12 protein-coding genes and 1 pseudogene are annotated in these 13,655 nt (G+C 69.5%); 6 read left to right on the plus strand and 7 right to left on the minus strand.

Features of this window, described 5'->3' with window-relative positions:
* Positions 1–1,686, minus strand: a complete 1,686-nt coding sequence (locus B9S61_RS37415) for a ribonuclease J (protein WP_103546141.1) — start codon at positions 1,684–1,686, stop codon at positions 1–3.
* Positions 1,687–1,925: 239 nt separating this feature from the next.
* Here B9S61_RS37415 and B9S61_RS43635 point away from each other — a divergent pair.
* The 4 genes and pseudogenes from B9S61_RS43635 to B9S61_RS37430 all read left to right on the plus strand — a co-directional run bounded on the left by B9S61_RS43635 (position 1,926) and on the right by B9S61_RS37430 (position 5,981).
* Positions 1,926–2,958: pseudogene (locus tag B9S61_RS43635) on the plus strand (DUF6215 domain-containing protein).
* A gap of 247 nt (positions 2,959–3,205) precedes the next feature.
* Positions 3,206–4,165, plus strand: coding sequence for a DUF5996 family protein (locus B9S61_RS37425; protein ID WP_103546142.1), 960 nt, complete (start codon positions 3,206–3,208; stop codon positions 4,163–4,165).
* 443 nt (positions 4,166–4,608) lie between these two features.
* A complete protein-coding gene (locus tag B9S61_RS43085) occupies positions 4,609–4,962 on the plus strand; it encodes a hypothetical protein (protein WP_258040079.1) in 354 nt (117 codons plus the stop codon).
* Positions 4,963–4,985: 23 nt separating this feature from the next.
* The gene (locus B9S61_RS37430; protein WP_258040080.1) at positions 4,986–5,981 is read left to right on the plus strand and encodes a site-specific integrase; all 996 of its coding nucleotides are present in this window, start codon (positions 4,986–4,988) and stop codon (positions 5,979–5,981) included.
* On the opposite strand, the gene B9S61_RS37435 is transcribed toward B9S61_RS37430, so the two are convergent.
* From B9S61_RS37435 to B9S61_RS37445, 3 genes are all read right to left on the minus strand, one after another.
* Positions 5,941–7,164 carry an MFS transporter gene (locus B9S61_RS37435; RefSeq protein ID WP_103546143.1) on the minus strand — a complete coding sequence of 408 codons (1,224 nt, stop codon included), beginning with the start codon at positions 7,162–7,164 and terminating at the stop codon, positions 5,941–5,943. The genes B9S61_RS37430 and B9S61_RS37435 overlap by 41 nt on opposite strands.
* Complete coding sequence (locus B9S61_RS37440; RefSeq protein WP_103546144.1) at positions 7,161–7,448, minus strand: hypothetical protein; 288 nt, start codon at positions 7,446–7,448, stop codon at positions 7,161–7,163. The genes B9S61_RS37435 and B9S61_RS37440 overlap by 4 nt, the downstream gene beginning before the upstream one ends.
* A 68-nt stretch (positions 7,449–7,516) precedes the next feature.
* Positions 7,517–8,905, minus strand: coding sequence for an NAD(P)-binding domain-containing protein (locus tag B9S61_RS37445; protein ID WP_103546145.1), 1,389 nt, complete (start codon positions 8,903–8,905; stop codon positions 7,517–7,519).
* Between the two features lie 162 nt (positions 8,906–9,067).
* Here B9S61_RS37445 and B9S61_RS37450 point away from each other — a divergent pair, with 162 nt between their 5' ends.
* A complete protein-coding gene (locus tag B9S61_RS37450; RefSeq protein ID WP_103546146.1) occupies positions 9,068–9,427 on the plus strand; it encodes a helix-turn-helix transcriptional regulator in 360 nt (119 codons plus the stop codon).
* 111 nt (positions 9,428–9,538) lie between these two features.
* The gene (locus B9S61_RS37455; protein ID WP_103546147.1) at positions 9,539–9,880 is read left to right on the plus strand and encodes a helix-turn-helix transcriptional regulator; all 342 of its coding nucleotides are present in this window, start codon (positions 9,539–9,541) and stop codon (positions 9,878–9,880) included.
* Between the two features lie 125 nt (positions 9,881–10,005).
* Here the strand turns inward: B9S61_RS37455 and B9S61_RS37460 are convergent, their stop codons facing one another.
* Genes B9S61_RS37460 through B9S61_RS37470 form a run of 3 tightly spaced genes read right to left on the minus strand, consistent with a single transcriptional unit; the run spans position 10,006 to position 13,370 of the window.
* Positions 10,006–10,695, minus strand: a complete 690-nt coding sequence (locus tag B9S61_RS37460; protein ID WP_181007713.1) for an ATP-binding cassette domain-containing protein — start codon at positions 10,693–10,695, stop codon at positions 10,006–10,008.
* Positions 10,683–12,494 (minus strand): phosphate ABC transporter permease subunit PstC, encoded by a 1,812-nt coding sequence (gene pstC, locus B9S61_RS37465; protein WP_103546148.1) that lies wholly within the window; start codon positions 12,492–12,494, stop codon positions 10,683–10,685. The genes B9S61_RS37460 and pstC overlap by 13 nt, the downstream gene beginning before the upstream one ends.
* 3 nt (positions 12,495–12,497) lie before the next feature.
* Positions 12,498–13,370 (minus strand): phosphate ABC transporter substrate-binding protein, encoded by an 873-nt coding sequence (locus tag B9S61_RS37470; protein ID WP_103546149.1) that lies wholly within the window; start codon positions 13,368–13,370, stop codon positions 12,498–12,500.
* Positions 13,371–13,655: the final 285 nt, after the last annotated feature.

Below are 13,655 nucleotides of genomic sequence, written 5' to 3' on the forward strand. Positions count from 1 at the left end.
TCAGGCGTCGATGATCACGGGGATGATCAGCGGCCTGCGGCGGTAGGTGCGGAACGCCCAGTTCGCCACGGCGCGGGCGAGGAGCTGTTCGAGCTGGCGCGCGTCCCCGACCCCCTCGTCTGCCGCCCTGGACAGGGTCTTCTCGATGACGGGGACGACCGGCTCGAAGGTGGTGTCGTCGTGGACGAAGCCGCGGGCCAGGAAGTCGGGCGCCTCGGCGAGGGCGCCGGTGTCCGCGTCGACGATCGCCACCACCGTGAGCACACCTTCCTCCGCCAGCGTGAGGCGGTCCTTGAGGGACGCCTCCGTGGCTCCGCCGACCTCCATGCCGTCCACGTAGACGTTGCCCGCGGGGACCTTGCCGGTGATGGACGCGCGCCCGTCGACGAGGTCGACGACGACGCCGTCCTCGGCGATGACCACCCGCTCGGGGTCGAGACCGGTGCGGACGGCGAGGTCGCCGTTGGCCCGCAGATGGCGCCATTCGCCGTGTACGGGCATGACGTTGCGGGGCTTGACGATGTTGTAGCAGTAGACGAGTTCGCCGGCGCTCGCGTGCCCGGAGACGTGCACCTTGGCGTTGCCTTTGTGGACCACGTTCGCGCCCCACCGGGTGAGTCCGTTGATCACCCGGTAGATGGCGTTCTCGTTGCCTGGGATGAGGGAGCTGGCGAGCAGGACGGTGTCGCCCTTGCCGATGCGGATCTGGTGGTCGCGGTTGGCCATCCGGGACAGCGCGGCCATCGGTTCGCCCTGGGAGCCGGTGCACACGAGAGTGATCTTGTGGTCCGGGAGCTTCTCCAGCTCCTTGGTGTTCACGACCAGACCGGACGGGACCTTCAGATAGCCCAGCTCGCGGGCGATGCCCATGTTGCGGACCATGGAGCGGCCCACGAAGGCGACCTTGCGGCCGTGCTGGTGGGCGGCGTCCAGGACCTGCTGGATGCGGTGCACATGGCTGGCGAAACTGGAGACGATGACCCGGCGCGGGGCGGTGCGCATCACCTGCTCGATCGCCGGGTTCAGCTCTCGCTCGGAGGTGGTGAAGCCGGGTACCTCGGCGTTGGTGGAGTCGGTGAGGAACAGGTCCACGCCCTCCTCGCCGAGGCGGGCGAAGGCACGGAGATCGGTGATGCGGTCGTCGAGCGGGAACTGGTCCATCTTGAAGTCGCCGGTGTGCAGCACCATCCCGGCGCCGGTGCGGATCGCGACCGCGAGGCTGTCCGGAATCGAGTGGTTGACCGCCACGAACTCGCAGTCGAAAGGCCCGAAGCGGCGCCGGTCGCCCTCGCGCACGCGCACCGCGCGGGGCCGGATGCCGTGCTCCTTGAGCTTGGCCTCCAGGAACGCCAGCGTCAGCTTGGAACCGACGACGGGGATGTCGGACCGCTCGCGCAGCAGGTACGGCACACCGCCGATGTGGTCCTCGTGCCCGTGGGTGAGGACGATGGCCACGACGTCGTCCAGCCGGTCCCGGATCGAGGTGAAGTCCGGCAGGATCACATCCACGCCGGGCTGGGTCTCCTCCGGGAACAGCACGCCGCAGTCGACGATGAGCAGTTTGCCGGCGTACTCGAAGACGGTCATGTTGCGACCGATCTCACCCAGGCCGCCCAGGGCGACGACCCGCAGCCCTCCCTCGGGAAGAGGCGGGGCGGCTTTAAGTTCGGGGTGTGGATGACTCATACCCTGACGTTACCCGGAGTGCGGGACGGGATGATCCAGCACCCGTGTGATCTCTGCTCCGGTGAGGTCCCCGGGGCCCGCCCGGGGTGAGGGAAACGATGTCAGGGCCGCCGTCGACGGGAAACACGGCCGACGGGGCTCGAGGGCGTCACGAGCCGTCTTTCACCACGGTTGAGTCCGGAGCCAGAACTGTGGCTTCCACCACAGCCGTCGTGATCTTGTCCTGGTGTGATCAACCGATGCTCGGTTTCCTCCTCCGTCTCCTGCCCTTCTGGGTCCGTGAGCCCCTGCTCATCGTGGTCGGGTCCGTCCTCGGCGTACGCCTCATGCATCTCGCCCTCCGCGACGGGCAATGGGTGGCAGCCGGGTTCGGTGTGGCGTTCCTGGTGTTCACCGCGGTGCGCGTCCACATGGTGGTCCGGGCCCTGCGCGCGCGCCGGAACCCGGGTCCGGCGGCCTCCGCGGGCGGAGCGGTGTCCGAGGACGCTTCCCAGCCGCAGCCGCAGCCGCAGCCGCAGCCGCAGCCGCAGGCTCCAGCGGTGCGGCGCCCCGCCCCGGCCGCCGCGGAGAAGGAACCCAACGCGTGGGGCCAGGCAGTCGCCGCCGTCGCCTTGTTCGCGGCACTCGGAGCAGCCCTGTGGCTGGGCCCGCGTCTGGTGCCCGCCGACGACGGCAGCACGCCGCAGGCCGCCGCCGCCTCGTGTCCGGGCGCGGAGGACGAGGAACTGCCGAGCGCCTACAGACACACGGCCCGGGCTGTGACCGGTGAGGAGCTGTGCAAGGCACTCAACAGGTCCGGCCTGGCCCGGCTCCTCGGAACGCCCGCGGAGACCGCGACCAGCGCCTCCGGCACCAGCAACACCGCCCCTGACCGGGGGGAGGGTCGCCCAGCCGGAGGCCGAGGTCCGGTTCGACACCTACACCGTGAACGTCTCGGCCACGTACAACAAACTGTCGATCGCCCAGTACGTGAAACTGATGGAGTTCGGGGACGAGACGGACGTCAGAACGCTCTCGGTCCTCGGCCGGCCCGCGGTCCCCTTCTCGGATCACACCATGAGGATCGAGATCGATCTCGGGGGCAGCGCATCCGGCGGACCCGTCGAGGAAGGCCCCCTGGCCAGAACGCTGTCCGTGGCCCTCGGCGGTCAGGACCGGGGCGGCTACTGCGACATCACCGTGTGGAGCACGTCCGGAGTCCTCCCGGCCGACAGCGCCCTCCTCGACATCGCCGGGACGGTTCTTCCGGCGATCGCCGGACCGGCTGCGTGACAGGGCGCGCGGGGGCCGCTCCGGGCGCACGGCAGGCCGGACCGCGCAGGTGAAAAGCGTGTAAGCCCCAGGGCACCATGTCGTGGTGCGGCCGGCGCGGTCCGCCACCGGGATCACCGGCGCACCGGTGGCCACGGCCTTCCGGGTGCGACGAGGTGCCGTATCGCGCCACGGATGGTCTTATGGCTGCGCTGCCCAAAACCTGTCCGGCCCTTCGGAGGCGCTGGACGGGAGGGGAAGGACGACCATGGAACTGTTCCCGCCGATCCCGCTGGCGGAGTGGCGCGACACGAAGGAGACACTCCACCGATTCGCGCAGATCATCGGAAAGATCCGCCTCGCCACCAGCGTTCAGCGCAATCACTGGTGGAACGTCCCGTTGCACCTCACGGGGCGCGGCACCACCACGCGCCCCATGGGGCAGGTCGACGGCAACCCGGTCTTCGCCATCGACTTCGACTTCGTCGCGCACCAGTTGGTGATCTCGGTCCTGGACGGGCGGCAGGTCTCCTTCCCGCTCGTCGGCCAGTCCGTAGCCTCCTTCTACCGCACGGTCATGGACTCGCTGGCCGTCCTGGGCATCCGGGTGCGGCTCGCCGTACCCCGGCCCTTCGACCTGCCCGATGCCGCCCGGCCGTACGCCGGGGACACCGAGCACTCGGCCTACGATCCCGCGCAGGCCAACCGCTACTGGCGGGTCCTCAGCCAGGTGGCGTCCGTCCTGGAGGAGTTCGCCGCGGGCTACTCGGGAAAGGTCAGTCCGGTACACCACTTCTGGCACACCTTCGACATCGCCCACAGCCGCTTCTCCGTGCGCCACGTCGAGCAGCCTCCGGTGATCGACCCGGTCACACGGGAGGCGTATTCGCGCGAGGTGATCAGTTTCGGCTTCTGGTTCGGTGACGACGCCTTCCCCGATCCAGCGTTCTACTCCTACACCGCCCCGGAACCGGCCGGCCTGGCCGAGGAAACACTCCGTCCCGGGGCGGCCCGCTGGCTCGACCGGGGCGGCAGTCACCTGGCTGTGCTCCCGTACGACGAGGCGCGCACCGGGCCGGACCCGCGTTCCGCCGTGCTCGCCTTCTACGAGAGCGCGTACCGGGCCGGCGCACGGCACGCCGGCTGGGAGATCGAACGGCTGGCGTGCCCCGGCGGAGTGACAGATCCGCACCAGCGGGCCGCCCTGCCCGGCGACGCGCCCGGCTGACGCCCGCGCACACCGCCGCGCGGCCCACGCCGCCGATGTCGTCCGTACGGGGCAGTCACCTGTGAAGGAGTCCCTCTCGGTGCCGTCGGCGCTCTCCTTCGCGGTGAGGCCCGCGGCCCATCGGGTCAAGGACCTTCGCGCCCGCCGGGTCGGCCATGATGGTGCGGTGTCGGCGCCGCAGACGGATGCCCTCGAGGCCGACGGTCCGCACGGCCATGACGGACGATGTTCCGGAAGGTCTTCGGGCGGCAGGCATGCCGAGGTACCGTGAACGACGCCCCTGACCTGCAGAAAGCTAGCGGGGAGCCGTCTTCTGGGAGTCTGAAGTGCTGCGCACCATGGTCAAGTCCAAGATCTAGCGTTTGGGTGTTTTCGCAGGTCAGAGCCCTGATCTCCGCCTCCAGGTCAGCAAAAGGTCAGCATCGGGCCGGACGGTGTCCGGCTTGCTGACCTGCGCCTTACGGCAGGTGCCTCCTGCGCCGCTCATCGCCCTGCTCGGAAGGCTTGATGCGTGGCTCGACAGCTTGCTCGCGGGATGGGGTCGTTCTTCAAGGAGTGCGGTTGTTCCAGGCCGACTCGTTGCCCTCACCCGTACACGATTCGGTTTCCGGGACGCTCTCGGCAAGCAACGTGAAGAAGCCGGCTACGACACGCAGGACGATGCGATCGAGCGTCTCACGCAGATCTACGCGGAGAAGAAGACAACGGCACCATCCGTCGCCGAGGTTCGCCGCGAACTCGGTCAGCAGACGATCGTGGAATACGCGAGCAGTGGCGTCCTCGTCAGCGCAAGATGACGGAGTACTCGACAGGATGGCACGTGGACAGCTCCATCAACGTGCACATCATTCCTCGTCTCGGATCGCGGAAAGTGAACTCGGTTACGCCCATCGTGGTCGAGCGCTTCTTGGACGAGTTGGAGACGGACGGGGTGGGGCGCGGAAACCAGGTGAACATCTTCCGCGTCCTCAAAGCGATCCTCCGGGACGCATATGGCAAGGGCGCTATGGCGGACGACCCTGTGAAGGGCGTCCAGGAACCGGAATACGTCCGCGAAAAGGTGGTCATCCCGCCCCTCACCTCCGTGAAGAAGGCCCTGACAGCCGCCGACGAAGATCTCGCGCTTGAGATCGTCATGATGGTGGGCTGCGGCTTGCGAAACGGGGAAGCCCGGGCAGTGAACATCAACAACGTTGTGGCGGACGACGTCTACCGGGTGCATGAGCAGATCCACTCCAACACGCACAAGCCGGCGAAGCTGAAGCATCGTAGGGCGGGGGAGTTCCGGGAGGTTCCTCTGCCGCGCTCGGTGCGGGAGGCGATGAAGCGGTACGAGGAGAAGCGCGGCACCACGAAGGAGGGCTATCTGCTACGCGGTCCGAGCGGCTACTACACGGAGCCGATGGAACGCCGCCGTGTGCAGAAGTTCTTCAAGGACCTGCCTGCAGCGGACGGTGCCGGCATGTACGGCTTCCGGCACTACTTCGCTTCGAACGCGCTCGGGAGCGGGATACCGATCACCGATGTGGCTGAATGGATGGGACACAAGTCGATCGAGGAGACGTATCCCACCTACTGGCGTCTGATGCCTGGGAAACTCCAGACTGTGCGTTCGGCGAGGATGGGATGGTTGTTCGGCAGGGGTTGGGCTGCTGTTGGGGCAGGTGTCGGCGCAACGACAGCAGTTCGTGCGGGGGTCACCCGTCGGCGCGGTGGTGGCTGTCGTTTCCGGCTGTCAGGTCGTCAGGTCGTCAGGTCGTCAGGTCATCAGGTCATCAGGTCATCAGGTCGTCCGGCGTCGTGTGCCGGGCGATGAGTGCGGCGGTGGCCGAGACCAGCGCGAGGACGACGAAGAGGTGGGGGTAGCCGCCGAGTGGCACGGCCAGGGCGGTGCCGGCGAACGGGGCGAGTGCGGAGGCGGTCGTCGTGGGGGCGGCAAGGAGCCCGGACAGGCGGCCGTAGCGGTTGGCGCCCCATCGGTCGGTGATGGCGGTGGCCTGCAGCAGTGTCAGGTTGCCGCGGACGGTGCCGGCGACGACGGCCAGGACTGCCAGCAGAGGGTAGGGGCCGGGGACGAGTGCGAAGGCGGCGGTGGTCGCTCCCCCCAGGCCGACAAGGACAGCGGCACGCAGGGCGGGTGAGCTCCGGCGGGCCAGGGCCGCGTACAGCGTGCGGCCGAGGGTCTGCCCGGCCCCGCCCAGGCCCAGGGCCCAGGCTGCCTGGGTCGCGGTGTAGCCGCGGTCGAGCAACAGAGGGACGAGGGTGACGACCACGGCGTACATCGCGAACGACGAGAGGGTCAGGGCGGTGGCCAGCAGGAGGAAGGGACGACTGCGGGTGATGGTGGCCGTGGTGGAGGTCGCGCCTGCCGTGGTCGAGGGCGGGGCGGGGGGCCAGGGGCCCCGTAGGGCGAAGGCATGGGCGGGCACGGTCACGGCGGCCAGGACAGCGGCCAGAATCAGGTACGTGTGGCGCCAGGTGAAGTGTTCGGCCAACTGGGCGGTCAGGGGAGCGAAGAAGGTGGAGGCCAGACCACCGGCGAGAGTGACGGTGGTCAGGGCGCGGATGTGATGGGGAGACCACCAGCGGGTGAGTGCGGCGAAAGCGGGCTGGTAGAAGGTGGAGGCCATGGCGAGACCGGCCAACAGCCATCCGACGGTGAACACGGCCGGGTTGGGCGCCATGGCGATGACGACCAGGCTGGCCGTGCCGATGACGGAGCCGGCGGTCATGACCGTGCGAGGGCCGCGAGCGTCCAGGATGCGGCCGATGCGGATACCGGCCAGGGCGGAAACGAGCAGGGCGGCCGAGAACGCGGCCGTGGTCGTGCCCGCGCTCCAGCCGGTGGCCGCGGTGATCTGCGGGTTGAGGACGGGGAAGGCGTAGTAGACGATGCCCCAGCTGGTGATCTGGGTCAGGCACAGGGCGGGCAGGGCCGCTCGCGGCCGCGCCGGCCGATCGACGACGGCGGCCGCGCCGACCGTGGAGAGGTCGCTCATGACCCGGTCAGCGGCAACCGGCCGTGCCGGGCCGTTGTGCGGGCCGGACGGCGCCGGCGGGGATGCAACAGGCCGGTGCCACCGGGCTGCTCGGCCGGCGCGTCGGCGCCTGCCTCGACCGCGCACACCTCCCGCGGCTCCGGGCCGGAGCCACACACCCGGAGCTTGTCCTGCCGGGAATGACGACAAGCGGTGTCCGTCTCCTCGGTGCGGGCCTGCCCTGCCTGGACGAGCAGGGTGGCCGGCAAATCGGCCACTCCGAGGGCGAGTTGCGTTGGGAACATGGGGCCTTTCTCATGCCGGTTCAACGGTGTGCGCGGCCCGGGGCCGTGACGGCCCCGGGCGGTGGCGGTCAGACGCCGCAGCAGTTGCCGGACGCGGTGGCCGGACCGGGGGAGACGGCGGTGAGCTGGATCGGCTGTGGAGCGACGGGTGCGCAGCAGCCGTCTGCTGCGGCCGGGGAGGTGTCGGCCGTGTCGAACAGCCCGGAACCGCCGCACACGCCGGTCTCCGGCAGAACCAGTTCCACGCGGTCGGCCGCGTCGGCGTCGCCCGCCAGTGCGGCTGCCACAGAACGGACCTGCTCGTAGCCGGTCATGGCCAGGAACGTGGGAGCGCGGCCGTAGCTCTTCATGCCGACGAGGTAGACACCGGCGTCCGGGTGGGACAGCTCCCGGTGGCCGTGCGGGTAGACGGTGCCGCAGGAGTGCTGGTTGGGGTCGATCAGCGGGGCGAGTTCCACCGGTGCTTCCAGGCGCTCGTCCAGGCGCAGACGCACCTCGGAGAGGAAGGAAAGATCCGGGCGGAGTCCCGTCAGGACGATGATCTCGTCCACCGTCTCCAGCCGTCGCCCGTCCTCGGCGACCAGCACCAGTCCGCCGTCGGCGCCGCTTTCGACGGCCTTGGTACGGAAGCCGGTGACCGCCTCGGCGTGGCCGTCGTCGACGGCGGCCTTGGCCGCCAGGCCGAGAGCGCCGCGCGCGGGCAGCTGGTCGGCGTCTCCGCCGCCGAAGGTGGAGCCGGAGATGCCGCGGCGCAGCACCCATACCGCCTTCGTGTCCGTGCCGTCCTCGGACCGCGACAGCTCGGCCAGGGAGGAGAGCGCGGTGAACGCGGAGGCGCCCGAACCGATGACGGCGGTGCGCTTGCCCGAGTAACGGGCACGTACGGCCGGGTCCGTGAGGTCGGGGACCCGGTAGCTGATGCGGTCGGCCGCCGCGCGCTCGCCGAGGGCGGGCAGACCGCTGCCGCCGGCGGGGGAGGGCAGGGTCCAGGTGCCGGAGGCGTCGATCACGGCGGCGGCGAGAATCCGTTCTTCGCGGCCGTCGGTGTGCCGCACGTGAACGACGAAGGGCTGCGATTCCCGGTCGGTGTCGACGATGCGGTCGCGGCCGGCCTTGGAGACGCCGGTGACCCGGGCGCCGTAGCGGACGCGGTCCCCGAGGGCGTCGGCGAGCGGCTGCAGGTAGTGCTCGGCCCAGTCGCCGCCGCTGGGGTAGGTGGCGGCGTCGGGCTTGCTCCATCCCATGGGGGCGAGGACCTTCTCGGCCGCGGGGTCGACGACTTCACCCCAGGTGGAGAAGAGACGTACGTGTGCCCATTCGCGCACGGCGGTGCCCGCGGCGTGACCGGCTTCGAGGACGAGGGCGCGCAGGCCGCGGTCGGACAGGTGGGCCGCGGCCGCCAGGCCGACGGGGCCGGCGCCGATGACGACTACCGGCAGAACAGGGGCAGCGGACATGGTGGGACGACTCCTCGGATTTGACGCCTGTCGATGCCGCCCAGCATGCCCCTGAGATCGATGTACGTCAACATAGAAGTTCATCGAATCTGCGCCCGAACGGGCGCAGGGGGGTTCCGCTTCCTGCTTGGCAAATGATTTGATGACTGTCAACATAGAGACATGTCTAATCTGGCTCCGGGTTCCACCCATCCGAACGCCACCGCGACCTGGTGCTGCCAGCCGCTGGGGAAGGAAGAGCTGTCCGCTGCCGACTCGGAGAAGATCGCCGTCATGTTCAAGGCGCTGTCCGATCCCGTCCGGCTGCGGTTGTTCTCGAAGATCGCCGCGCGGCCGACCGGAGAGGCCTGTGTCTGCGACATCCAGGACGTCGGGGTTTCCCAGCCCACGGTCAGTCACCACTTGCGGAAGCTGCGGGAAGCCGGGCTCCTCGAGTCGGAGCGCCGTGCCAGCTGGGTGTACTACCGTGTCGCGCCCGGGGTGTTGTCGGCCATGGCCGGCCTGCTGTCACAGACCACCTGAACCGGTAGGCTCCGGCGGTCCGCAAGGCTGGCGCCGGCCGGGCGCAACCCCGAGCGCAGGGACATGCTCACCGGTAACGGATCCCAGAAGGGACGCTGGGAGGGAGATGCCATGTGTCAGAAAGGGGCTGGCGCTGCCTGTGACGGTTCATGCCTGGAGCTGAGCGCGGCCGACATGGTCTGGTGGTCCAATGTGTTCAAGACCCTCGGAGATCCGGTCCGTCTGCAGCTTCTGATGCAGCTGGCCGAACGGTCGGGATACGAGGTCGCGGTGCACGAACTGGCGGACGTCGGAGTGTCTCTGGCGACCGTCAGCCATCACCTGAAGCGGCTGCGATGCATCGGTCTGATCGAGAGCAGGCGTGATGGCCGCCTCGTCTACTACAGGCTGGGCGCGGGGGTGCGCTCCGCGCTGATGCAGATCCTGCATCAGCGCAGCCAGGTCAACGTCTAGCGGGCGCTGGAGACCGCCCCGGACTCCGGCTGCGTACCGCTGCGATCACAGGGTCGCGGTACGCAGCCGGGAGGCTGAGCCTAAAATCCCCGGTCATCACGGAGCCTTCGGTGCGATGCCGGTGATCAGCCCACGGCGGCGGCAGCAGATGCTGTCACAGGCTGGTCCAGGTGGACGGTCGTGTCGCACAGGCGCTCCACCTGCGCCGGGTCGTGGGAGACGAGCAGCACCGCCCGGCGGCCGTGCAGCGCCGCGATGGACTGTTCGACCTTGTCCCTGCTGCGTTCGTCGAGTGCGCTCGTGGGCTCGTCGAGCAGCAACCCGGACGGCTGCAGAGCCAGGGCACGGGCGAGACAGAGCCGTTGGCGCTGTCCGGCGGAGAGGTTCTGCGCGGGGGAATCGAGCCGGTCGGCGACCTCCTTCCACAACCCGGCCTCCTCCAGAGCCTGCTCCGCTCGTTCCTTCAGGACCTCCTGGGAGGCGCGCAGAACGTGACGGAGACCGAAAAGGGCGTTGCCGAGGACGCTGCCCCCGAAGACGACCGGCATCTGGGGCACGAGAACGACCTTGGCTCTCAGGTCGGCGTCTCCCTTGCCAGGTGCGATGGTCCGGTCCAGCACCCGCAGTTCGCCGTCCCGGGTGAGTCCGTTGGGGAGCAGGTCCACCAGGGCGCGCAGTATGGTCGACTTGCCGGCGCCCGACGGCCCGCACAGCCCGGTGGTGGACCCCTGCTCAAGACTGAAGGAGACCGGGCCGACCAGGGTCTTGTCGCGGTTGAGCACGCGTAGTTGGCGCACGGCGATTACGTTGTCCATCGCTCCCCCTCGAAACGGTTGCGCAGCGCGACCGCCGCGCTGAGAAGTACTGCGGTGATCAGGACCAGCACCATGGCGCTTCCCCACGCCTGGGTGACCGCCTGGGGGTCACCGGAGTCCTGGGAAAGAGTGAAGATGTGGGTCGGCAACGCCTGTACTGGCGATTCCACGATCCCGCTCGGCACGGCGGGCGCGCCGAAGAAGACCGTCGCGGTGAAAAGCAACGGGGCGGTTTCGCCCGCGGCTCGCGCCAGGCCGAGGAGCAGACCGGTGATGGTCGCCGGCCAGGTGTACGGAACGACGACGGAGCGGATGTACTGCACCCGCGTCAGCCCCAGGGACATGGCGCTTTCCGTGAGTTCGGCAGGGATGCTCCTGACCCGGGCGGAGGTGGTCAGGGCGATCACCGGAACCACGACGGGAACGAGCACGATCGCACCCGCCAGCCAGGACCGTCCCCAGCCCATCGTGGTGGACAGGATCACGAAACCGGCCAGGCCCAGCAGAATGGTCGGTGCCCCCCCGAGGACGACCGTGAAGGTCTGCAGCACACGTGCCGTGCGCTCGGAGGCGTGGACGCCGATCAGGATGCCCGCGCCGAAGCCGAGCGGCAGAGCCAGGACGCCCGTGGTGACGATGAGCAGCACGGTTCCGACGACCTGGTCCCGCACACCCCCTCCGGCCGCACCCGTCGCGGGCGTGAACCAGAAGGAGGGATTGAACGCCGAGCTTCCCCGCGTCACCAGGAGGGCCAGCATGGCGGCGAGAAGAGCGCCGGGCAGGACCAGGGCCCCCAGCCGCAGCGTCATCGCCAGCCGGTCCCGCTGCAGCCGCATCCGCGGCGTGCCGCGGACCTTGTGGGAGTGTTCGGTCGCTGCGCCGCGGACGCGGCCTCGGGTGCCCCAGACCGTCGCGGCGGCCACCAGCGCCAGGAGGACGAGACCGAGTCCGCACAGAGCGGCGAAGTAGGGACCGGACGTTCCCGCCAGTACGGGTTCCGGGCCGGCGAGCTTCGTCGTGAGCGTCTGGCCGGGGTGGCTCAGCGAGTCGAGGAGCTCTCCGAAACTGGTGGGCAGTCGGCCGTCCGCCCGTCCCACGACCAGGAACACGGCGATGGCTTCGCCCAGGGCCCGTGCCAGCCCGAGCAGAACGGCCGCTCGCATGCCGGACCGTGCCAGTGGCAGCACCGCCGAGCGGACCACTTCCCGTCGGGTCAGGCCGAGCGAGTAGGCGGTCTCGCGGACGCGGTCCGGCACCGCGGTGAGCGCGTCGACGCTGACGGCCACGACCGTGGGAACGATCATGACCGCGAGGACGATGCCGGCGGCCGCGAGACTGTCTCCGCCGGGTACGTCGGCGATCGACTCGATGAGCGGACGGACGGCCATGATGCCGATGAGGCCGTAGACGATGGACGGTACGGCGGCGAGCAACTCCACACACATGCGCAGCGGCCGGGCCAGGCGGGGCGGGAGGTACTCCGAGAGTGCGACGGCCGCCCCCCAGCTGACGGGTACGGCGATGACGAGGGCGAGTGCGCACACCACCGCTGTGCCGTAGATCATCGCCAGGCCGCCGTACACCGAGTTGGCCGGGCTCCACGCGGCTTCGGTCAGCAGCTCCGGCCAGTCGACGTCTCCACTGGTGACTCCTGCGCCGAGATAGCCGACGATGGTCAGCAGCAGAGCCGCCACGGCGAACGCCCCGGCGTACAGCCAGGCCCAGATCCACCTCGACGGGCGCGGACGGCTGCCGGTGTCGGGTGCGACGGGCGGCCGGGTCAGGCTTGTGGTCGTCATCGGCTACTTCCCGATTTCCTTGAGGGTCAGGTAGCCGTGTTTGGTCATCAGCTTCTGGCCCTCGGAGCCCAGCACGTAGTCGAGGAACTCCTTGGCGGACCCCTTCGGCTTGCCGTCGGTGATCAAGTACAACGGCCGGGCCATGGGGTACTTGCCGGAGGCGATGTTCTCCGGAGACGGCTCGATGCCGTCCAGTGTCACCGCGGCCAGACCGTCGCGTCCCTCGACGAAGCTGGTGGACAGCGGCGCCACGGCGCCGGGCGTCGACTCGAGCTTGTTGCGGGTTTCGAGGTTGCCGCCGACGATGGCGAAGTTGCCGGACTTCGGCGGAGGCGGAGCCTTCTCGTCCCCGTAGATGTACTTGTCGAGGACTTCCCGTGTTCCGCGCCCCGGCTCCTTGTCGTAGACGAACACGTCGAGATCCGGGCCGCCGACTTCGGACCAGTTGGTGATCTTTCCCTCGAACAGGTCGCGCACCTGCGCGGCGGTGAGGTTCTTGACCCCGGCGTCGGCGACCTGCTTGGTGACGATGACGCCGACGGCGTCGGCACCGATCTGTGTGGAGAGGAAGTCGGTGTCGGGGCTGGCGGCCTTGTCCTCCTTCGCCAGAGGCTTCGAGCTCATGGCGATGTTGATCTGACCCGCGGCGAGCTGCGAGATGCCGCCGGCCGATCCGCCCTGGGTGGCGACGGTGATGTCGAGCCCCTCGGCCTTGAGCGCCTGTGCCGCGTCCGCGGCGACCGGCGCCACGGTGGTCGACCCGCTGACCTGCAGGGCGCCGCTCCCTCCGGCTACGCCGTCGGCGCAGCCGGCCAGAGACATGACCGTCAGAGCCGAGGCGACGAGGTATGCGTGGCGGAACTTCTTGCTGAACACTGCTGAGACCCTTCCTTCGTGCGTGACCGCGGTACGTGGGACGACGTGGGGCGGGGCGTGGTGCGGCGCCCCTCGGGCGGTCACCGGTGTGACGATCGGGGAAGGACCGGCCGGAAAGGCATGGGCCGACTGCTCCTGGCCGCGGTGCTCGACCGTGCGGCGCCGGCAGGGAAGACAGAGGCCGTGCGGGTGAGGGAAAGCGGACCGGCCGGGCGGGCAGTGGTGCTGGCTGCCCGAGCCGGTCTCGAAAGAGATGTGGATGTGTGCATGTCAGATCCTTCGGGG

This window comes from Streptomyces sp. SM1 (assembly GCF_002910825.1).
In the GTDB taxonomy this organism is placed as follows: domain Bacteria; phylum Actinomycetota; class Actinomycetes; order Streptomycetales; family Streptomycetaceae; genus Streptomyces; species Streptomyces okerensis.